This window comes from Kastovskya adunca, from assembly GCF_059505785.1.
Genome location: NZ_JCACLG010000047.1, coordinates 134,570 through 157,293, shown reverse-complemented (window position 1 = coordinate 157,293; position 22,724 = coordinate 134,570). Strand labels below are relative to the sequence as shown.

Here is a 22,724-nt window from a genome sequence, read left to right as displayed (position 1 = left end):
CAGAACGTTAACCCTATTAACCCTCTGATTACCCTATATAAGGATTAAGCCTGTGAATTTACTCAGAAGTCAAAGAAGCTTGTCTTCCAATTACCAGTATAATCTCGCATTGACGCTCCAGGAAACTACCCTAACTAAACTTCACGAGTTCTTTAAATTAGGATCAGATCTTGGCTCAAATAGACCACTACTGTTCTTGAGCGCGATCGCCGGATTTTCTTTAATTCTCACTTCAGCAAAACCCGCCGCCGCCGCTGGAATTATCGGTAATGGAACAGCGGGAAGTTGCACGGAGTCAGCCTTGACGGCAGCCTTGGTAGGCGGTGGAACTGTCTCATTTAACTGTGGTTCCAGCCCGGTTACGATTAGAGTCAGTAGTGAGAAACTGATTGCCGCCAACACCTTAATCGATGGTCAAAACTTAGTAACGTTTGATGGTGGCGGAAAAAATCGCATTTTCAAGACGCTCGGCAATGGCATTCAACTTACTGTTCGGAATTCAACAATTGCCAACGGTTTTACCACCGATGAAGGGGGAGGCATTTATAACGGCTACAGAGGCAAACTAGCAGTTATAAACTGCAAATTTACAAACAACGTCTCTACAAGAGGTGGAGAATTTGATGGTGGGGGTGCTATCTACACCCAAAGTGAAAGTACGGTGTTTGTAGACAAGAGTACGTTTACCGGGAATAAAGCCGGAAACGGCGGTGCAATCAATAACTTACTGAGCAATTTAACGGTTACCAACAGCACATTTAGCGGGAATCAATCAACGGTTTCAGGCTCTGGTGGTGGAGGCGGTGCCATTTACTATGACGGGGGCAATGGTGACAGCGGAAAAATTGTTTTACGTAATAACACCTTCACCAACAACACCGCTGTTTTTCAAGGTGGCGCAGTCTTCAGCCAACTCTACAAAAATAATACTTCCGCGATTGAAAATAGTACCTTTTCTGGCAATAAAGTGACAGGTACGGGCAATCAAGGATTTGGGGCGGCAATTTTTAATTCTGGTGGTGCTTCCACTGTTCTGCTTACCGTTAGTAATTCCACGTTCACGGGGAATATGGCTAGCAACCAAGGCGGCGCGGTCTCGAACGCTAACAGTGCCAGACTGAACATTATCAATAGTACATTTTCTGGCAATCGAGCGGAGAGTGGTGACGGTAAGGGCGGTTTGGGCGGTGCAATCATGAGAACTAACGGTAAGATTACCATCACCAACAGCACGATCGCCGACAACTATGCTGGCTTTCAAGGTGGCGGGATTGTCGGAGACGGTAATGTTACGCTGAAGAATACGATTATTGCCAACAACAGAGCCAACAATGGTGGCAATAACTGGAACATCAAGCACAACTGTTTTTCTGCGATGACGAATGGTGGTAATAACTTACAATTTCCCGCCAACAATTCCAATGATCCCAACGATCCTGCCTGCACGAGTGGAATTACCACCGCTGATCCGCTGCTGGGAGCGTTAACCAATAATGGTGGTGCGACTCAAACTAGAGCGCTTTTGACAGGTAGCCCAGCGATTAACAAGGGTAACAACAATACTTGCCCTACAATCGATCAGCGAGGCGTCACTCGTCCTCAAGGTGGCACCTGTGACATTGGGGCGTTTGAAGTGAAGTAAGGCTAAGGCGTTTACTACGCATTGAGCCATATCAGGTAGGGGCAAGGAACAGTATCAAGCCCCTACAGAAATGCCCGCCTTATGGTCGTTGGTGTTTTCTGTTGCTTACTGTACTTAAATCTTGACGTTTTTGAAAGCGTTGAAGTATATACTGTCTTATGAATTTGTGAAGTAGATCCTGTCCTTTTTGTCCATTTTATTGTTCAAATCATAGTTCGTTTGTGCTGTTGAAAGCGATTTTTTTGCTCTCTGTTTTTCTTCTGGTCAACAAGATATTTACTTTTTCACAGATTAATTTGTAAATACTGACGGTATAAATTACAGCGTGGTAATACGCTATCTCCTTGCAGTTTTACCAATCCAATGCTGTGTAATTTAAATTTAGTTGCTGCCGATAATTTGGCAAAATTATTATCAATTATATTTTTCATCGCATCTGCTAATTCCGGTTGTTGCGTAAGAATTAAACTTTGACGGCGTAAATGGTCTGCATAGATACTTGATGAACTTGTAATATTCTGTAGTATTTCTGTTAAAGTAACATCCATATTGGCTATATGATAAAGGGCAAGACGCACTAAAAAGGGATGTCCACCCACCAGCGCCATTAATTTTTTTACTTCGTTTTCATCCAAATTTAATTGATGCCTTTGGGCTAAATCTAAAATTTGTTTATTATTAAATTCAGGCAATTCTACAGACAAACCTACATTAAAGGGTGATTGATTAATATCAAGAGGCACGTAAACTTCTGTAGAATGTACAATTACCAATCGCAGTTTTTTCCAAATCTCCCGCCGTTTGCCTTCTTCATGTAAAGCACGTAGCAATCCAAAAAAATCTCGATAAATTTCTGGATATTCAAAAACTTTATCAACCTCATCTAAACCAAGCGTTAGTGGCTTACCAATTGTTGGTAGTAGATACTCCTCAAAATAGGCTTTACATGCCATGCTACTACCCACGATTTCTGCTAAATCCCAATATTCATCAATTTGATTCGGGATATTTAAAGCTAAACCAACACTGGCACAAAACCAAAGTAAAAACTTATCTGAATTGACAAAAATTTGCTGTGCTGCGAGTTGGAAATCTAATATGACGGCACAATCCCCTTGAGAATATGATTTATCAATAATTCTTGATAAGAGTGAAGTTTTACCCATTTGTCTGGGTGCTTTGATTCTAATCAAAGTACCGGGTTTGTGAATTTGTTCGTAACAGCGTTCTTCAATTGGGAAACGCTTGATATAAAATGGCGAATCTAATGGTACTTGCCCAGATGGATGTTCTATAAAAAAGTGGGATGAAGATATTTCTTGAGTTCCTTTGTTATTTTCCTCTGTGGTGGGTGGTAAGGGTGATGAAAATACATCTTTTCCACTTTCCACCGTTAAATCAGCAGTTAAATCAGCAATATCTTGCCATTCCAGCCCCAAAGCTCGACAAATTTCTCTAAAGTTGAGGTAATCAACAGGTCTGCCATTAAGAAAACTGCTGATAGTAGATTGAGATATTTGCAAATATTCAGCTAAATCGGTTTGACGAATGTAGCCATTACGCGGTAATGCCGACTTGACCTCTGATAGAAATTCAGGGCGTACTCTAACTGAACGTGGCATTTTTGATATTACAACTGCTAAATTTATTTATTTGGCGAAATTTTAAAATATTCAATCTCGTTACAAAGTCGATACGTACTCGATATACTCCTATGCGAACTCAATTGCTGTCAAGGTTAAATGGGATTAGTAGGAATAAAGTTTGAGGTGCAACCTGTAAACACTAACTAGTCCTACTTTAACTGAAAACACTTCTGGATTACAGACTTATGAAATTTGCCTTCTCTATATCTTCCTTATTAGCTTATGCATCATCTATTTTGCTGCTGGGTTTTTCGATACCATTAGTTGCACAAATACCAGCTTCTAATGCCTCTACTGATTGTCAAACTCCTAAACCACCATATCTTAATACGGTAGAGGACTTCATAGGCATGGGGCACTTTCAAGAGGACTGCCAAAAAGACTCTCAAGCTGCGGTTTCTTCTTTCACGCAGGCAATGCGGCTCAATCCTAAAGCTGAAGAACCCTACTATCATCGTGCAAATGCTTACTATGAACTCGGGAATTATCAAGCCGCAGTAGAAGATTATACCGAAGTCATTAGGCAAAATACAGGTAGATTAGGTTTTAGTAGTGTTGCATACTGGAACAGGGCTAGAGCTTATGAAAAGTTAGGCGAAAAACAGAAAGCAATTTCAGATTGGACTCAAGTCATTAGTGAAAATGCTTCTTCTGCTGATGCTTACTTTTTCAGAGGAAATCTGTATCGGGATTTAGGGAATAAAGAAAGTGCGATCGCAGATTATAAAGCAGCAGAAGAACTTTTGCAGCAATATTTAAACGGAGTTTTTGGAAATGGTATGATGGATGCTAGAAATGAGGAGATGCTAGATCAAGTCAGAAATGAATTATTACGATTGGGGGTATCCATTTCAGAAGTACCGCAGATTTCTACTGGTCGTATTTTACAATCAATCGCCAAAATGGAAGTTGATCGAGCATTAAATTTAGCAACTTTTCAACCTCAACATTCAGTAATTCAGCATTTTGACGCTCAACTTCAGGATCTGTATAAACAGCTAGCTAACACACAACCACAACCCTATGAAAGAGTAGTAGAAGCCCTTATATCAAATGCTGCATACGAAAAAATGGAAAGTCTTGAAATGGAGCGATCGCAACTCCTAAATAAGTTTAGTCCAGACCATCCAAAAATAACATTAATTGACAAGCAAAAAAATCAATTAGAAGTGTTAATTCGCCGCAACAGAATATAGCCTTCATTAGGATGTGTGACGGTATAAATTATATGTGTAAAAGATAAGTGATCTATTTGCCGTCACGCGCATCTATACAACTAGCTGCGTAACACTGCACGTTTACAAGCAAAAAAACCGGGGTTTGTAATAAATTCAAAAACTTCCCCCTTAAACTAATTAGTAATCTAGCTAAATAATGAACAACAATTTTTTCTATAAAATTGGTGGGAGCCTTACAGAAAATACTCCCAGTTACGTAGTTAGACAAGCAGACTTTGACCTTTATAACCAACTGAAAGCGGGGAACTTCTGTTATATTTTCAATTCCCGGCAAATGGGTAAAACTAGCTTGCAAGTTCGCACAATCAAACGACTGCAAGCAGAAGGAATCGCTTGTACTACGATTGACATTTCTGGACGCGGTAGTAAAGATATAAATCCGGAACAGTGGTATGCAGGTATTGTTTACACATTAGTTGCAAATTTTGAAATAGCTAACCCTAGCGAATTTATTAGAACATGGTGGAAAGAAAACTGCGAATTACCGCCAATACAGCGTTTAGATATATTTGTCGAAAAATTTCTCTTAGAAAATGTTCCAAGCAAAATAGTCATTTTTATTGATGAAATTGATAGTATTTTAAGTTTAAAATTTAAGGCTGATGATTTCTTTGCATGGATTAGGAGTTGTTATGAAAAACGTAATTTTAATAGCGAATTTAATAGAATTAATTTTGTCCTTCTCGGAGTCACAACACCGAGCGATTTAATCGCAGATAAAGTACGAACCCCCTTTAATATCGGTCGTGCAATTCAAATTAATGGTTTTCAAATACACGAAATTTCACCTTTAGCATCAGGTTTAAAAGGGTTTGGAAATCCACAAGCTATTTTGCAAGAAGTTTTAGCATGGACTGGAGGACAACCCTTACTTACACAAAAACTATGCGATTTATTAGTAACTTCCCCAAACTTTATTCATTATGAATCACTAAAAGCAAAGGGAGAAATTACAGAAGTTGAATGGGTGAAAAATATTGTTAGACAGCAAATAATTGAAAACTGGGATTCCCTTGACGAACCGCCCCATTTAAAAACCATCAAAGATAGAATTTTGATGAGCAAGCATAATACAGGTGCATTGCTTGGTTTATATCAGAAAATTTTACAGTTAGGGCAAATTCCCGCTTCGGATAGTGCAGAACAAATAGAATTACGACTATCTGGATTAGTTGTAGAACAGCAGGGATATTTAAGGGTTTATAACCGTATTTATGCAACAGTTTTTGATTTAAACTGGATAGAGAAAGCACTTGCCGATTTAAGACCTTATTCAGAAGCATTATCCGCTTGGTTTGCTTCAGCCTGTCAAGATAATTCTAGATTATTGCGCGGGAAAGCATTAGAAGATGCAAAAAATTGGGTGTTTAATAAAAATTTAAGTCAGCAAGATTACCAGTTTTTAACTGCTAGCCAGGAATTTGAAAAACAAGAAATAGCCACTGCATTAACATTTCAAGAAGAAGAGAGTCGCATTTTAGCACAAGCTAACGAGACTTTAACCACGGCACAACATCAAGCCAAACGACAAATTCGTATCGGTGGTGGAGTTCTTGTTTGTTCTCTTATCGGAGCAGCTATTGCTTTTGTCGGGGCAACTATATCAACTAATCAATTACGAGAAACCCAGTTAGGTATAAGATTAGAGCAAGCAGGAGTTGCAGCGCTCAAGCAGTTTGAAACAAAACAGATTGAATCTTTAGTTACAGCGGTGGATGCAGGGCAAAAGTTAAAAGAAATAGTAAAAAATGGACGGTCTCTAGAAAAATATCCTGCAAGCAGTCCAATTTTTGCTTTACAAAGCATACTCGATAATATTCGGGAAATAAAACAATTTGTTGCTCATAAAGACAATATTACAACTGTGAACTGGAGCCATGATGGAAAGTACATCGTCACCGCTTCTAATGATAAAACTGCTCGTATTTGGAACTTGTCCGGTAAGCTTATAGCCGAACTAAAAGGACACCAAGACGGAGTTTTTATTGCTAATTTTAGTCCAGATGGCAAGCATATTCTCACCGCTTCTAATGATAAAACAGTTCGTATCTGGAACTTTTCTGGGAAACAATTGGCGATACTTCAACATCAAGAAGATGTAACTAGTGCCAGTTTTAGCCCAGATGGGAAACGTGTCATTACGACTTCTGGAAATTCATTTGTTATTGAAACAGGTTTGGATGGTAAAAGCATAGCTAATATCCCTAATGATAAAACAGCCCGCATCTGGGATTTATCGGGTAATTTATTACTACAACTTCAACATCAAGGCAAGGTTAATAGTGCCAATTTTAGCCCAGATGGTAAATATATTCTTACCGCTTCTGATGATAAGACTGCCCGTATTTGGGATACATCGGGTAAACTATTGCGAACATTCACAGGACATTCAATGGCTGTTAACAGTGCTTATTGGAGTCCGAATGGAAAATATATTTTGACTAACTCGAATGACTCCTATATTTGGGATGTTTCAGGTAAACAAATTGCACAATTTAAAGCCGATGATCAATGGGTAACGATGCATGCTGTTTTTAGTCCTGATAGCCAGCGTATTCTCGTATCAACGCCTTACAGAACTTATGTTAGGAATTTATCTGGCAGGCTGATTAGAGAAATAAAAAATGAGAAAGTCCTGAATGGTGATGCAGGATTTAGTCCAGATGGAAAGCAATTTTTTACAACCGATGACACTATAAAAGTCTGGGATATAAGAGATGAAGCTGTAAAAGTATGGGATTTATCAGCTGATTTACTCACCGAACTGACAGGAAATCAAAGAAGCCCCCGTTGGAGTCCAGATGGAAAATATATTGTTACTTATGGACAAGATAACATCGTTCGTATCTGGGACTTATCCGATAGGATACCAGTAACCATCAAGTCAAAAGATGCTATGACGGGAGCAAGCTGGAGTCCCGATGGTAAATACATTGTTACCCCAACTTGGAAATCTATATTAATTTGGGATAATTTTGGTAAGCAGCTAGCAAGATTTCAAGGACATTCAGATATTGTTAATAGCGCTAATTTTAGTCCTGATGGAAAACTAATTGTCACAGCCTCAAATGATAAAACGGCCCGTGTTTGGAATACATCTGGAAAACAATTATTATCGCTTACAGGACATGAGGATAGATTAGAGTATGCTGCTTTTAGTCCAGATGGCAAGCATATTTTAACTACAACCTATGACAAGAAAACTAGAATTTGGTCGGATTCGGGTAAGTTAATAACTACATTCAAAGCCAGAGGCATTATTTGGAGCCCTAATAGTAACTATATTATGGCTATGTTTGATTATGACGGCAATAACTACTCTAGTTTGTGGAATATTTTGGGTGAAAAAATAGTAGAATTTCAAGCAAGTGAAAATAGTTATTTGGGTGCTAGCTTCAGTCAAGATGGGGAGCGTATTGTTACGACTCATGGAAATATAGCGAGCATTTGGAATACATCAGGTCAAAAGTTATCAGAGTTCAAAGCGAATCAAGATATTTATAGCCCTAGCTTTAGTCCAGATGGAACATTAGTTCTTGCTACTTCTCCAGATAATAAGGCGATTATTTGGGATACTTCTGATAAACAATTACTGGAAATACCGCATCAAAGCAGGGTTGGATTTGCTGTTTTTAGCCCGGATGGTCAGCGGATTGTCACAGCTTCAGATGATGGAATTTATCGTGTTTGGGATATATCAGGTAAACAACTTGCACAGTATAAGTATTCATCTACATTTATATCGCCAATACATTTTAGCCCGGATGGTAACTACATTCTCGCGCATGTTCAGGGTAATTCTCCTGAGCAGAACAAGGTGCTGATTTGGCGGATTGATGAATTAGATGGGCTATTAGGGCGGGGGTGTGACTGGTTAAAAGATTATCTGAATACCCAGCCTCAAGTACGGGAAAGATTAAAGGTTTGTTGGAGTAAATAGTCGTAGAATCGAACGGCTCAAAAAAGCTGTAGAAGCTGCTATAGCCAGACGGCAACGTACCCATGCTACTCTCAATCCAACTGATGCAGAAGTCACAATTGCGACTGAACGTATAGCTCAAGAAAAAGCTTCTGGAGAAGTTAATCAAGCGACCTTAGAAAGAGAACGCCAAGCTATAATTAACCAACAAATTGAAGTTCAAAAACAGCTAGAGCGAGATACTAGGGAACTTAAACAAATTGAAGTTGAGCTTCAAGAAACCGCTGTTACAGCTACCACCGATGGTATCATTTCTAAGCTAAATCTAAGAAACCCCGGTCAAATGGTACGTATAGGAGAGGAAGTTGCACAAATCGTCCCCAGGAATGCTCCTTGTAGTCGTAAAAGCAGCGATTGAATCTGAGGCTAAAAGCAAGGTACAGATTGGTCAAAAAGTGCAAATGCGAGTGTAGGCTTGTCCCTATCCTGATTACGGCACTCTCAATGGTAAAGTAAAGGCTGTTTCTCCCGATGCAATTACCCGTCAAAATAACAACGATAGCGCAAATATAAACAGCACTAATCCACAAGCAACTGCTGCTGGTGCTTTTTATGAATTAACAATTGAGCCAACAGCCCTTTCTTTAGGAAACAGTCAAAAGAAATGCCAAATCCAATTGGGTATGGATGGCAGAGCTGACATTATTACCCGCGAAGAGACTGTACTGCAATTCTTTCTCAGAAAAGCAAGGCTAATAACAGACCTGTAAGGCGCACGTTTAGATGATACTCTCTAATAAATGTCAAGCACTTTGTCGTGTCGCTGTAAGGATTCAGGTCAGTGCCACAAGTATTAGGCGGTATGACAATATATAGCATCCGAAGAATGTGATCGCTCCAGGATGGGGCGATTTTTAATTCTAGCGGTTCTATCAACCAAGGCGGCGCGATCTTGAACACTAACAATGCCAGCGCTCCTAACGATCCCGCCTGTACGAGTGGGATTGTTATCGTTATGTCACCAATCGCATAGGGTGTGTGATTCGTAGGAAATTGTATTTTCCCTTGATTGATAAGAATCCGGCCTTTGCTCCTGGGAATACTAAAACTGAACAGTCTTTTTTCCTGGAGATACTGCGATGAAAAAGCAGGTAAGCAACGCGATCGCTTTTGTGCGTCCTGTCTTAGGGGTAGTTACCTGTTGTCTTGCCATTGAAACCACAGCCTTTGTGACAATGGCTTTGACAATCAATCCCGCAACGGCTCAAATCACCCGCTTGACGAAAGGAATTGAGTCAAAAAGCTATGTTGGCTACACTCCCAACCCTGAAGGGTGCGATCTGTCGCGGGTATCCGGTTGGTTCTACTGGTACAAAGACACAAACGAATATTGCTATGTAACCATGTCCTACAGCCAAACTTATGCAGCCAAGCGAGCTCAGGAAATTCTTCGCACATCTAGCGTGCTAATTTCGGGGGTGGGATTTAAGTAATTGCCTGCATCAGGTGATACTAATGCTCGCATAAGTCTGCACGGTTAGAGCGATCGCCCCAAACTGCCTGAGAAAAAGGGGAGAATTGAGCCATCTACCCCTTGACGAATTTACCCAAGTATTACTTCGCCTTAATTGAGGCAAGACTGTTGCTAACAACACATTTGGCTTAGGTCTTGCTGAAGTGGAAGTACAAAAGTCTGAGAAGCATCCGTGGTACTATTCATCAGGGAAAGCAGTTTTCTATAGATAGGGAAATGCGGCGGTTAAATAAGGTTGTTCGTCTACTTAAAGAGTCTTGTAGCGACAAAAGTTTTCTCCGTGGAATAAACCACGTTGAAGGTTTCATCTCCAAAGTTTTGTCTGTGGTGATGGTGGCGGTAATCTTGGTTGCTGTTTTTGACCTGATTGTCCTCCTTGCTCAAGAGTTAACTACTCCTCCATTCGGTTTTTTCAGCCAATCATTATTTGAGATTTTTGGTTTATTTCTAAATGTATTAATTGCCTTAGAAATTTTAGAAAATATTACTGCTTATCTTAAAAAACATATTGTTCAAGTTGAACTAGTTATTGTTACGTCTTTAGTTGCTGTTGCCCGAAAAATTATTATTCTTGACTTGGAAAAAACTTCAGGGATTCACATTATTGGTTTAGCGATCGCCATTCTTTCCCTTTCCCTCAGTTACTGGATAATCCGCAGCACTAATTCAAGGAAAGCTGATTAACAACTGAATTTATGACCACTAAGATTACGATCAATTCTGACGACATCAACAATTTAGATCTGTCCCCAGTAAAAACCCTAGTCGAATCGCTGCAAAAAGAAAGCGCGATCGCCTCTCTTGAACAGCAGCTCCAGTTTGAGATTGACTACCAGCGCGAGGCTGATGATCCTCGTGAACTTTCTGAAATTCCAGAAATTCGGCTGTGGTTTATTCGCCTGGATGCCTGCTATCCCTGGATGCCCTTTCTCCTTGACTGGAAATCCGGAGAACTAGGGCGTTATGTCGCCATGCTCGTACCTCATCAATTTCATCCCGTAGAAGGCATCCAGTACAACCCAGAATCCCTGGAAATCTTTGTGATGGAAAAAATCTTCGTTCTGCACGCTTGGCTAAAACAGCAAGGTTTGCCAAGCAACTCTCGCTTGCAGTCTATGGCGCAGCTTTTAGGCTACGAACTTGACAGTAACTTCTTTGACCTGCTGTAGTGAAGGCTACACAAGACTACCCCACCTGCAATCACACAGTAGGGGCGAAGGACTGCCCCTACATCAGCGTTGTATGAATGCGAGTCAGAACCGCTATAAGAACTAATTAACTGGCTCGGCAAGCTCGGTAATCGGTTGTGGCGGTGGTGTGAGATAGATGGGTTCTAGACTCCTTTGCCACGCTTGGATTTGGGATTGTGCGGCTGGATAAGCCGCTGTGCCAGAAGGAATCAGTTTGCCGATCGCGATCGCGTCCGATACGTTCGTAGATGACCTTTCCTGTGCCATCGACAAAATCTGATAAGCCCAACGATTAACAACTTCTGGCACACTAGCGCGGGATTTGGAGCTATTAGGAACTTGTCTGGCAACGCGAATGGCATTGGCGAGGGCTTGCGGAGTTGCTGAGGCGGCTGATTGGTACGCCTCCTGCAAGCGCTGCTGACCTTGGATTTCTGCCTGCCAACTGCTAATCTTCCCTTGCGCTTCTGAGTGCAGTGTTCTGCCTGGACGAATTTGTTGCGCGGAACTAATTGCCGCCGGGTAATTGCCAGCACTCGCCAGTGACGAAGCCTGATCCAGGTAAGGCTGGTCTTGCAGCCGTTGGGCATTTCTCCGCCACTGCCCTATTTTATTTTGCGCTTCCTGATAGAGGGCGCGACCAGAGCCGATCGCACTCGCTTCTTGAATTGCTGCTTCTAAAGAGGCAACCCCCCCAAAACTCGCCACTTCCTCCGCACGGGTGAGAATCGGTCGGTCTTCCAGGGTTTGCACCTGGTTTGTCCACTGCTTAATTTGAGTGTTGGCTTCTGAGTAGCGAGGATTATTGCTGGGAACGAGTTGGGCTTCCGCGATCGCTGCCACTAAATTATTCACTGTCGGCGTCTGAGCATAATCCCGTGCCTTCTGGAGACGGGCGACATCCTGAATTTCGAGTTGCCAACGACCGAGGAGTTGCTGCGCTTTGTCGTAAAGCGGACGAGCGGGAGTCAAACTCTGAGCATTAGCGATCGCTACTTCCAGTCCAGAAACCGTTCCTTCCTCTGCCCTAGAAATTGCCTGGGCTAGGTTCGTCAAGTCAGCTTGCATCTCATCCAGCTTCAGCTTGGCAGGCAGTTTATTGGCAATTTCCATCACTCCTTGCCAATCTCGCTTATCCAGTCGGTTCTGAGCGATTTTAATCAGCTGGCTGGAAGAATCGGCAATCAGGTCTTGCGCTTCTTTGTAAGCGTAACTACTGGGAGAAATCTCCTCAGCTAGCTTGATGGCTTGCAAAATGTTATCGACATTATTACTCTTGTAGAGTTTGTAAGCTTGATCGAGCTTGCCGCTTTCTTCCCGCCCAAGTTGGATTTTATCCACCAATTCTTCGTAGCGAGTCGTAGCCCAGTAGTTATTACGAACTGCTGATAAACGTACAGCTTCTCGGAATGCCTGGTTCCAATTGGACTGTCGCAGTTGTTGTTCGCCTTGTTGGTAAATTTCCTCTGCCTGTTTCCAAATCCCTTCCCAGCGGTCGATCTGGTCTTGTACTAATTTGAAGGCAGGGACATGGCTAGGAATTTTGCGAGCAACCGCGACCGCTTCAGTCAGCTTCCCGGCTTGAAACTGCTCTTCCCCAATCTTCAAAATATCCAGCGACCACAGCTCAACTTGGCGATTAATTTCCGGACGCAACGCGTGGTCACCGGGCAAGACTTCTACTAAGGCGATCGCTTCGAGCAAATCTTTTGTTGTTTGCTTATTCGCGGCTAATTGGGCGCAGTAAAGACGCATCGACGCCGAAGCCGTCGGCCAAAACGTCGCCGGACAGTTGGGTACCGCTGGTAACTTCAACAGCAACGCTACGGCTGTAAATCCGATCCCTCCGGAAATCGCCACCGTTAAGATTGCCCAAAACCACCCGTTCATTCGCCAACGAGGACGGTTCTCCTCTGGCGCTGGCGGTACTGGTGCAGCCGCTTGATGAGAATCTTGAGGTTGAACCGGACGGTGGGGCGGTGGCGGTGGTGGTGGCGGTGGTGGTGTAGCCGGACGTTGCGGTGCTGCACCCGAAACCGAGCGAGCAACAGGCGGCTTGGGTCTAGCCCCACCTTTTGGCGATCGCCATCCTACTTGACCTGGTTTAGGCGACCTCGCGGCAGACCAACGATCTGAAATGTCTCTATTTCTTGTCATGACTCACACCACCACATGATCTGCCTGATTCAATGTGCTTTTTAGCACCATTTGTTGTTGCAATCCTACCCCCCTTGGTTAGAAAAAGCTACACCATGTTTCCCAAGAGTAAACAGGCAAGCTCTGAGTATAATCCCAGTGTGCCCTTACCTGAAGCATAGACGCCGCATCTTCCTCATTAAATGCCCTTATCTACTGTTTCCAAAGAAGGCTGAGAAAACCGGACTAGTCCTTTGCCAAAATTCATCTGAAAGGATAACTAGCTCAGCTCTGTGCGAACTTTATCCCTTCAGTCAACCGTTTTAAAGTTAGCACTCATATTTAGGGGCAAAATTAAAACCTTCTCTAATTATCAGAGAAGGCTTGGAAAAGAGCTACCGCATTGATTAGAAAAGCGGAGAAATGGATAGCTTTGTGCAGCTATTGAGCAAACTATTTGTATTTTTACCCGATAGTTTCGATTGAAGTCGCAACTAAACTGATTCCGTTCGCAAATCCGCAATTAGTTGTGTCAGTTCATCACTACTTGCTTGATAGACTCGCCCACAGAAGTGGCAGGTGGCTTCCGCGCCATCGTCTTTTTCAATCATGTCCTGAAGCTCGTCTTCACCAAGCATCTTCAACGCGCCTAAAACTCGGTCAAAGGAGCAAGCACAGTGAAAGCGCAAGTCCTGAACTTCTGGAAAGATAAACAAGTTCATATCGCCCAGCAACTGCTCAAAAATTTCTGGCAAGGTCTTACCTTCTTGCAATAAGGGGGTAAATCCTGCCAGACCAGCAACGCGAGATTCCAAAAGTTCCACTAACGCTTCATCGGTTGCGGCTTTCGGCAGCACCTGAATTAAAATTCCCCCAGCGGCTGTTACTCCCTCTGCACCGACAAAGACACCGACCAACAGGGCCGATGGCGTTTGTTCTGAAGTCACGAGGTAGTGAGCCACATCATCGCCAATTTCCCCAGAGACTAGCTCAACGGTGCTGGAGTAGGGATGACCATAGCCAACATCCCTGACTACATAAAGGTAACCCCGATCGCCAACTGCACCCCCAACATCCAGTTTCCCTTTAGAATTTGGAGGCAATTCTATCTCTGGGTTATCAACGTACCCCCGCACAGTACCGTCTAATCCGGCATCAGCAAGAATTCCCCCCAAAGGGCCGCCGCCTTTAACGTGAATGTTGACCCTTGAGCCTTCTTGCTTCATGCTAGATGCCAGCAAAAGCCCAGATGACATTGAACGACCCAGGGCTGCTGTCGCTACGTAAGAGAGGTTGTGACGCTGCCGCGCTTCTTCGGTGAGGCGCGTTGTAATCACACCGACGGCTCTAATTCCTCCATCTGCCGCCGTTGCGCGAACTAACTGATCAACCATGGAAAAACCTTACACTTCTTAACACTCTCAATTCTTATTTTAGGTTGGTCAGCTAAGGATGAGGGGAAAGCCGAGTAGGGTTTTTTCGCCACCAGTCTATGCGGCTACGCACTCAATTTATCTGTTTGACAGAAGAGGAGATTTCTTTCCAGGGAGAGGCTGAACGTCAGTTTTATAAAAATAGGGTTTAAAGAACGGGGTATTAGAACGATAAATTGGCAAAAAAAATAACAGGGCTGTAAAGAAATTCTTAAAAGTTGCTCAATTTGGTTATTTGCTAGCGATCGCTCAAAATCTTCTCTATGAGCAATGTAGTATAATTAATTAAGTTAAGTTGAACAACCCTATTTTCAGGTATAAGCTTTAGCTGTTTTTTGAAGTTCCAAATCTTCAATAAAAGCAGCTAATAATGTTTTTTGATTTCCTGCCAATCATCAAAAAATAATCTTTGTAAGTTAAATAATTATGTTTGGAACTTTTCAACAAAGTCAATTAAGAATCGAAGTCGAAGCACCCGCGAAAGTTCTCCGTGAAACTTTATTACGGTCGAGCCAGCTACAGCGTTGGCTCTGGCCTCAGCGCTTTTCTGCGGGATTACCAGAGCGGCTACATCAAGGGTTAGTATTTACAAGCTGGACGGGGCCTGTAGCCATTCAACACCGCGTAGAAGTGGCAGAAGACCACTGTTTACGTCTATTGCTCAGTCAGGGAATTGACGGTTATCACGAGTGGTACTGGGGAGAAGGGTGGGTGCAATCTCGCTTGGAAGGAGTGTCTCTTTTGCCCCTAAACGTAGGTCAAACGTTGAATTTGCTACGTCTTCGTCAATTCTTGGCGTCTGATCAGTCAGGGCGTTGAGAAATATGAACTTGAGCAAGCAGATAGGGAGAATCAACAGCAGAGGAGGTGGTCTTAACTATTCATTAGTTTCTGAAGGCTTCACCACTAGCACTGAACAAGGAGCATCCGCAACCACTTGACTACTTACAGAACCCTGTAAAATTCGTTTGAGACCTGTCAGACCGCGACTGCCAATCACGATTAAGTCACAAGAGTAGATGTGGGCAAGGCGGATAATTTCTTCTGCGGGGTCGCCGATAACGATTTCTATCTCACTTGGACAGGGAAGTTTTTCTTGGTAAGTTTGTAGCTGTTTTTCAACGTGCCGATAAGTCAGTTCCTCAGACTTGTGAGGGAAGTCTGCTTCTATTTCCATATCCGACTCGGAGGAGGGAAGGACATGGGAAAGAATGATTTTGGCTGCTGTCTGTATGTGTAGTTGCTCCAAGGTTTGAATGATTCCCTGCGATAGTTCTGAACTATCAAGAGCCACCAAAATTGTCTTTAGCACCCAAAAACTCCTTATCTATTGCTAGTTGTCAGTAAAGGGTTGCAGGTTGCAGATTAACAGGTTTGGGGATTATCTTCCAGATTTTCCCACTGCAACCCCTTGAAGGTGAGCAATAACTAGTCACCCATCACAAAGATTCATCCTCTGTTCGTAAGCGTACAGAGTCGGCGTGAGAGGGTAAACCTTCAGCTTGAGCAAGGGCCTGAATTGCCCAAGCTGCTTTTTGGAGGGCGGTGGGGGAGTATTGAATTAAACTAGAGTGCTTCATGAAGGTTTCTACACCCAAGGCAGAGGCGTAGCGGGCAGCACCAGAGGTCGGTAAGGTGTGGTTGGGGCCAGCTAGGTAGTCTCCTACGGCTTCAGGGGTCGCAGAACCCAGGAATATTGCTCCAGCATGGCGAATCTTCTCCAGTAAATCCCAAGGTTCAGCGACCTCTAGTTCCAAGTGTTCTGGGGCAAACTCATTGGAGAGTTCAGCCGCCGCGTCTAGGGATTCAACAACAATGATTAAGCCATAGTGGGCGATCGCTTTTTCGGTGAGTAGGCGGCGCGGATGATCTTGGAGTTGTCGCTCAACCTCCCCTTGCACCTGTTTCGCCAACTGAGGATCGGTGGAGATGAGAATGGCGGCGGCTAAGGGGTCATGTTCTGCCTGTGCTAGCAGGTCAGCCGCAACATGTACGGGATTAGCCGCCCCATCAGCAATAATTAGCACTTCTGATGGGCCAGCTAGGGAATCAATGCCGACGGTGCCATACACCAGCTTTTTTGCCAGGGTGACGTAGATATTTCCCGGCCCTGTAATCACATCGACTTTGGGAATTGTCTCGGTTCCGTAGGCAAGAGCCGCGATCGCCTGGGCACCCCCAATGCGATAAATTTCCTGTACTCCTGCTTCTTGGGCAGCAACTAATACCGCTGGATTAATTGCCTTATCTGGCCCTGGGGGGGTCACCATTACTAGCCGGGGAACCTTTGCCACTTTAGCGGGAATAGCGTTCATCAGGACTGTGCTTGGATAAGACGCCCGACCGCCGGGAACGTACATCCCCGCCCGATCGACGGGGGTGTAACGCTTGCCTAAAACAATGTCGTCGTCGCCGAATTGCACCCAGGACTTGGGAACGCGCTGTCGATGGAATGCTTCGATATTTCGACAGGCAACCTGGATGGCGGTGAGCAACTCTTTGGATATCTGTTGGTAAGCGGCATCCAGTTCAGAACCACTGACGCGCAGTTGATCGGGCGTCAGGGTTTGCTGATCAAACTCCTCGGTGTAGTGTAGAAGTGCTTTATCGCCTTGGCGCTTTACCGCCTGCAAGACTTCGCGAACGGTCGCCTCTTTGTGAACGATCGCATCATCGTGAGTGCGATCGCAAATACGTCGCAGTTCAGTTTGGGCCTCAGTCTGCTGAGTGATAATTCGCAGCATGGAGCTTGCTTTGCCAATCTAGGGATTACCCGTGGTGTGCATCTAGTCTAAAGCATCCTCATTCTTTGGGATTTCAGATGCCGATTTCGTGCCTGGACTCACTTTTATAGCTTAACCTGGATTTTTTGTAGTCGTCGGAATCGATTTGCACAGAAATGTTATAGTGGTTTTTCTGTTATGTTTGTTTATTACATCTGTCCTCAGCATAAATTCCCGTGGCTAATAGCAAATCTGCAACTAAACGTATACAAATTGCCGAACGCAACCGCGTGCGTAACAAGGTTTATAAATCGTCCGTGAGAACGCTGATGAAGAAGTTCTTTAGCAGTGTAGAAAGCTACAGCCGTCAACCCAGCGAAGAAACCAAACAAGAAATCTTCAACCAGATGGCGACGACTTATAGCCGAATTGACAAGGCGGTAAAGCGTGGCGTATTACATGCCAACAATGGCGCGAGAAAAAAATCTCGCCTGGCTAGAGCCTTCAAAAGAGCATCGGAATCCACCGCTTCCTGAGGTGGCAAGCCCTAGGAACAGGTGGGGAAGTGTCTCTTTTATGCCGTAACGCTGTAATTCTGGTGCAGGCAGCAAGTGGGGAAATATTCCTCGCTTGCCTATCGTCATATATTGTTACAATGATTAAAGAGAATAAGAGAGGACGCAAAAACCTGTGCCAATGCAGTTGGTAGACACTCACGTCCACATCAACTTTGATGTCTTTCAAAAAGATTTGGAGGCGTTACAAGCTAGGTGGAAAGAAGCGGGAGTCACGCGTCTTGTCCATTCTTGTGTGGAGCCGACGGAGTTTGACAGCATTCGCGCCTTAGCGGACAAATTTCCTGAGCTGTCCTTTGCGGTAGGTTTGCACCCCTTAGATGTTGAGAAGTGGACGTCCGAGAGTGCCCAGCAAATTCTTGATTTGGCGCGTTCCGATCAGCGGGTAGTCGCCATTGGCGAAATTGGCTTAGATTTTTTCAAAGCCGAAAACCAAGAAAAACAAAAAACAGTATTTGAAGCCCAGCTGGCAATCGCCCAACAACTCAACAAGCCTGTAATTATCCATTGCCGCGATGCGGCGGCTCCCATGACCGAGCTGTTGCAAAAGTTTTGGCAAGAGCGAGGAGCGGTACAAGGCGTAATGCACTGCTGGGGAGGCACGCCAGAGGAAACCCAATGGTTTTTAGACCTAGGATTTTACATCAGCTTCAGTGGCATTGTTACTTTCAAGAACGCCCTAACTACTCAGGAATCTGCCCAGATGGTGCCTAGCGATCGCTTACTAGTGGAAACCGACTGCCCCTTCTTAGCCCCCGTTCCCAAGCGAGGAAAACGCAATGAACCGGCCTATGTCCGCTATGTGGCAGAATATGTTGCCCAACTGCGGGGTGTCTCTCTCGAAACCTTGGCGGCTCAAACCACACAGAATGCTTGTCAGCTTTTTGGGCTGGTCTAAGGGCGGCGCTCAATCGGGACAAAAAGTCCCTCAATACACTCCTTCCTTGGCGGCTTAATGTCGTCGAATTCCGCTTCTGTGCGTCATAATATTAAGAAGAGTTATTGTGACCCAAATAATCCCTGCACCCGCTAAAATGGCTGCTACTGCGTTTTTGAATCAACGCTATGCTGACCGATCGATCGTCGCCCCTGCTAAGAAAATTTTAAATTTTTGCAAGATTTACTTACTAACATTACCCGAGTAAGTTTTAAGCTTACCACTGCAACTAAACGCAGAAGAGATTTCTCAACCCTTGAGAAAGCGATCGGGAAATTGCTCTGTCCACTGTATAACACCCTAAGCTTGATTATTGCTAGCTCAGTGACGGAACAAGTCCCATTCATTATAAATAAAGGCGAAGCCTTTGGCTCGGACGGGTGGTACGAGCTGAATCATACTGCAACAAGAGGAGACGCATGACTACTCAGACCTTTACTGCACCCAGCTACCTGTTGCCAGACTTAGTTGAGATTCAGCGTTCGAGCTTCCGCTGGTTCTTGGAAGAAGGACTAGTTGAAGAACTCAATAGCTTCTCACCCATTACCGACTATACCGGCAAAATGGAGTTACACTTCTTGGGCAAAGACTACAAGCTCAAGCGGCCCAAGTACGATGTAGACGAAGCTAAGCGGCGTGACAGTACCTATGCGGTGCAAATGTACGTTCCGACGCGCCTGATTAATAAAGAAACCGGAGAAATTAAAGAACAAGAAGTCTTTATCGGTGACTTGCCCTTGATGACTGACCGGGGTACTTTCATTATTAACGGTGCTGAGCGGGTAATCGTCAACCAAATTGTGCGATCGCCTGGAGTTTACTACAAATCTGAAACCGACAAAAACGGACGCCGGACTTATAGCGCCTCCTTAATTCCTAACCGAGGAGCGTGGCTAAAGTTTGAAACCGACAAAAACGACCTGGTGTGGGTGCGGATTGACAAAACTCGCAAACTAAGTGCCCAAGTTCTCCTCAAAGCTTTAGGGCTTTCCGATAGCGAAATCATCGACGCCCTGCGTCACCCTGATTACTACCAAAAGACCCTTGATAAAGAAGGCAACCCATCGGAAGAAGAAGCCCTACTGGAACTTTATCGCAAACTGAGACCGGGTGAACCCCCCACAGTCACCGGGGGACAGCAGTTGCTAGATTCCCGCTTCTTTGACCCCAAACGCTATGACTTGGGTCGAGTCGGTCGCTACAAAATCAACAAAAAGCTACGGCTCAACACTCCCGACACCGTCCGGGTATTAACAGCCCAAGATATCTTGACGGGCGTAGACTACCTGATCAACCTGGAATTTGATGTCGGCAGCACCGATGACATCGACCACCTGGGAAATCGCCGCGTGCGAAGCGTGGGAGAACTACTACAGAACCAAGTCCGTGTAGGTTTAAACCGTTTAGAGCGAATTATTCGCGAACGGATGACTGTTTCCGACGCCGACACCCTCACCCCCGCTAGCTTAGTGAACCCTAAGCCATTAGTGGCAGCGATTAAGGAATTCTTCGGCTCCTCCCAGTTGTCCCAGTTCATGGATCAAACCAACCCCCTAGCCGAGCTAACCCACAAGCGGCGTTTGTCTGCCTTGGGTCCTGGCGGTTTGACACGGGAACGGGCAGGCTTTGCCGTGCGGGATATTCACCCCTCCCACTATGGACGCATTTGCCCGATTGAGACTCCTGAAGGACCAAACGCCGGATTGATTGGTTCTCTGGCAACCCATGCCCGCGTCAATGCCTACGGCTTCATTGAAACCCCCTTCTACGTGGTAGAAAACGGGCGCGTCCTCAAAGACCGTCCCCCCATCTACATGAGTGCCGATGAGGAAGACGACCTGCGGGTAGCCGCCGGCGACGCCCCCATTGATAAAGACGGCTACATCTTAGGAGTTCAGGTGCCGGTGCGGTATCGGCAAGAGTTTACGACTACCACCCCCGACCAGGTAGACTACCTGGCAGTGTCTCCGGTACAGATTATCTCTGTTGCCACCTCCTTGATTCCTTTCCTTGAGCACGACGACGCTAACCGTGCCTTGATGGGTTCAAACATGCAACGGCAGGCGGTGCCTTTGCTGAGACCGGAGCGCCCCTTAGTGGGAACAGGTTTAGAAGCTCAAGCTGCGAGAGACTCCGGGATGGTGATTGTCTCAAAGACCGAGGGGGAAGTCACCTATGTTGATGCCAACGAAATCAAGGTCACCGACGCGAACGGGCAAGAAACCTACTACGAAATCCAGAAGTACCAGCGCTCCAACCAGGACACCTGCTTAAACCAGCGTCCCTTGGTGTTTGTTGGGGATGATGTAGTGGTCGGTCAGGTCTTAGCGGATGGTAGTGCCACTGAAGGTGGAGAGCTGGCGCTAGGACAAAATATCCTCGTTGCCTACATGCCTTGGGAAGGCTACAACTACGAAGACGCGATCTTGATCTCGGAACGACTGGTGATTGATGATGTCTACACCAGCATCCACATTGAGAAGTACGAAATTGAGGCGCGGCAAACCAAGCTAGGCCCGGAGGAAATTACCCGTGAAATTCCTAACGTCGGGGAAGATTCCCTCCGACAGTTGGATGAAACGGGGATTATTCGCATCGGTGCCTGGGTGGAAGCGGGAGATATCCTCGTAGGTAAGGTGACGCCTAAAGGCGAATCGGATCAGCCCCCGGAAGAGAAACTGCTACGGGCAATCTTTGGGGAAAAAGCTAGAGACGTGCGGGACAACTCCCTACGGGTACCCAACGGTGAAAAAGGTCGCGTGGTGGATGTCCGCGTCTTTACCCGCGAGCAGGGCGACGAACTGCCGCCAGGAGCCAATATGGTCGTACGGGTCTATGTTGCTCAAAAACGCAAGATCCAAGTCGGCGACAAAATGGCAGGACGCCACGGCAATAAGGGGATTATTTCCCGAATTTTACCAGCGGAAGATATGCCTTACCTGCCGGATGGAACGCCTGTGGATATCGTTCTCAATCCCTTGGGCGTACCGAGCCGGATGAACGTTGGTCAGGTGTTTGAATGCTTACTCGGTTGGGCAGGCGACAACATGGGAGTCCGCTTTAAGATCACTCCCTTTGATGAAATGTATGGGGAAGAAGCGTCGCGCAGTACGGTGCATGGCAAGCTTGAACAAGCCAGCCAGGAAACAAACTCCCCTTGGGCCTATGATCCAGAAAATCCCGGCAAGATTACCGTGTTTGATGGTCGTACCGGGGAGGCATTTGACCGTCCTATAGCGGTGGGAAGAGCCTATATGCTGAAGCTGGTTCACTTGGTAGATGACAAGATCCATGCCCGGAGCACGGGCCCCTACTCGCTGGTGACGCAGCAGCCTCTGGGCGGCAAAGCGCAGCAAGGTGGTCAGCGCTTTGGAGAAATGGAAGTGTGGGCATTGGAAGCCTTTGGTGCCGCCTATACCCTGCAAGAACTGTTGACGGTGAAGTCTGACGACATGCAGGGTCGTAACGAAGCTCTAAATGCGATCGTTAAAGGCAAGGCAATTCCCCGACCGGGAACTCCGGAGTCCTTTAAGGTCTTGATGCGCGAGCTGCAATCTCTCGGTCTGGACATTGCGGTACACAAAGTGGACACGAGCGAAGATGGCAGCAGCCGGGATGTGGAAGTTGACTTGATGGCAGATGGCGCGAGCCGCCGGACACCGACTCGACCCACCTATGAGTCCCTAAGCCGCGAAGAACTGGAAGAAGACGAGGTCTGATAAAGGCCCAGGTGGAAAGGATGAAGGATGAA

The 22,724-nt window shown here is 45.2% G+C and carries 16 protein-coding genes; 10 read left to right on the top strand and 6 right to left on the bottom strand.

The window, feature by feature from the left end:
* Positions 1-79: 79 nt before the first annotated feature.
* Positions 80-1,642 carry a choice-of-anchor Q domain-containing protein gene (locus AC5JR3_RS18600; protein WP_495848043.1) on the top strand — a complete coding sequence of 521 codons (1,563 nt, stop codon included), beginning with the start codon at positions 80-82 and terminating at the stop codon, positions 1,640-1,642.
* A 284-nt stretch (positions 1,643-1,926) separates the two neighbouring features.
* Here the strand turns inward: AC5JR3_RS18600 and AC5JR3_RS18595 are convergent, their stop codons facing one another.
* Entirely contained in the window at positions 1,927-3,264 is a 1,338-nt protein-coding gene (locus AC5JR3_RS18595; protein WP_495848042.1) for an AAA-like domain-containing protein, read from the bottom strand.
* 209 nt (positions 3,265-3,473) lie between these two features.
* Between AC5JR3_RS18595 and AC5JR3_RS18590 the strand changes: the two genes are divergently transcribed.
* On the top strand, positions 3,474-4,484 hold the full coding sequence (locus tag AC5JR3_RS18590) for a tetratricopeptide repeat protein (protein WP_495848041.1): 1,011 nt from the start codon (positions 3,474-3,476) through the stop codon (positions 4,482-4,484).
* Between the two features lie 178 nt (positions 4,485-4,662).
* On the top strand, positions 4,663-8,466 hold the full coding sequence (locus AC5JR3_RS18585) for an eIF2A-related protein (protein ID WP_495848040.1): 3,804 nt from the start codon (positions 4,663-4,665) through the stop codon (positions 8,464-8,466).
* Between the two features lie 717 nt (positions 8,467-9,183).
* Here the strand turns inward: AC5JR3_RS18585 and AC5JR3_RS18580 are convergent.
* Positions 9,184-9,411 carry a hypothetical protein gene (locus tag AC5JR3_RS18580; RefSeq protein WP_495848039.1) on the bottom strand — a complete coding sequence of 76 codons (228 nt, stop codon included), beginning with the start codon at positions 9,409-9,411 and terminating at the stop codon, positions 9,184-9,186.
* A 173-nt stretch (positions 9,412-9,584) separates the two neighbouring features.
* Between AC5JR3_RS18580 and AC5JR3_RS18575 the strand changes: the two genes are divergently transcribed.
* The 3 genes from AC5JR3_RS18575 to AC5JR3_RS18565 all read left to right on the top strand — a co-directional run bounded on the left by AC5JR3_RS18575 (position 9,585) and on the right by AC5JR3_RS18565 (position 11,148).
* A complete protein-coding gene (locus AC5JR3_RS18575) occupies positions 9,585-9,938 on the top strand; it encodes a hypothetical protein (RefSeq protein WP_495848038.1) in 354 nt (117 codons plus the stop codon).
* Positions 9,939-10,195: 257 nt separating this feature from the next.
* Entirely contained in the window at positions 10,196-10,663 is a 468-nt protein-coding gene (locus AC5JR3_RS18570; protein WP_495848078.1) for a phosphate-starvation-inducible PsiE family protein, read from the top strand.
* Between the two features lie 11 nt (positions 10,664-10,674).
* Positions 10,675-11,148, top strand: coding sequence for a CRR6 family NdhI maturation factor (locus tag AC5JR3_RS18565; RefSeq protein WP_495848037.1), 474 nt, complete (start codon positions 10,675-10,677; stop codon positions 11,146-11,148).
* 102 nt (positions 11,149-11,250) lie between these two features.
* On the opposite strand, the gene AC5JR3_RS18560 is transcribed toward AC5JR3_RS18565, so the two are convergent.
* Positions 11,251-13,326 (bottom strand): chromosome segregation ATPase, encoded by a 2,076-nt coding sequence (locus AC5JR3_RS18560; protein ID WP_495848036.1) that lies wholly within the window; start codon positions 13,324-13,326, stop codon positions 11,251-11,253.
* 473 nt (positions 13,327-13,799) lie between these two features.
* Positions 13,800-14,699 (bottom strand): Hsp33 family molecular chaperone HslO, encoded by a 900-nt coding sequence (gene hslO / locus AC5JR3_RS18555; RefSeq protein WP_495848035.1) that lies wholly within the window; start codon positions 14,697-14,699, stop codon positions 13,800-13,802.
* Positions 14,700-15,164: 465 nt separating this feature from the next.
* Between hslO and AC5JR3_RS18550 the strand changes: the two genes are divergently transcribed.
* Positions 15,165-15,557: a hypothetical protein gene (locus tag AC5JR3_RS18550; protein ID WP_495848034.1), complete on the top strand. Its 393-nt coding sequence runs from the start codon at positions 15,165-15,167 to the stop codon at positions 15,555-15,557.
* Positions 15,558-15,615: 58 nt separating this feature from the next.
* Here the strand turns inward: AC5JR3_RS18550 and AC5JR3_RS18545 are convergent, their stop codons facing one another.
* Together AC5JR3_RS18545 and hisD are read right to left on the bottom strand one after the other, a co-directional pair.
* Positions 15,616-16,050, bottom strand: coding sequence for a universal stress protein (locus AC5JR3_RS18545; RefSeq protein ID WP_495848033.1), 435 nt, complete (start codon positions 16,048-16,050; stop codon positions 15,616-15,618).
* A gap of 127 nt (positions 16,051-16,177) precedes the next feature.
* On the bottom strand, positions 16,178-17,482 hold the full coding sequence (hisD, locus tag AC5JR3_RS18540) for a histidinol dehydrogenase (RefSeq protein ID WP_495848032.1): 1,305 nt from the start codon (positions 17,480-17,482) through the stop codon (positions 16,178-16,180).
* Positions 17,483-17,697: 215 nt separating this feature from the next.
* Between hisD and rpsT the strand changes: the two genes are divergently transcribed.
* The 3 genes from rpsT (at position 17,698) to rpoB (ending at position 22,692) form a co-directional block, all read left to right on the top strand.
* A complete protein-coding gene (rpsT, locus tag AC5JR3_RS18535) occupies positions 17,698-17,997 on the top strand; it encodes a 30S ribosomal protein S20 (RefSeq protein WP_495848031.1) in 300 nt (99 codons plus the stop codon).
* A gap of 160 nt (positions 17,998-18,157) precedes the next feature.
* The gene (locus AC5JR3_RS18530; protein ID WP_495848077.1) at positions 18,158-18,934 is read left to right on the top strand and encodes a TatD family hydrolase; all 777 of its coding nucleotides are present in this window, start codon (positions 18,158-18,160) and stop codon (positions 18,932-18,934) included.
* Positions 18,935-19,392: 458 nt separating this feature from the next.
* Complete coding sequence (gene rpoB, locus AC5JR3_RS18525) at positions 19,393-22,692, top strand: DNA-directed RNA polymerase subunit beta (RefSeq protein ID WP_495848030.1); 3,300 nt, start codon at positions 19,393-19,395, stop codon at positions 22,690-22,692.
* The last annotated feature ends 32 nt before the right edge of the window (positions 22,693-22,724 follow it).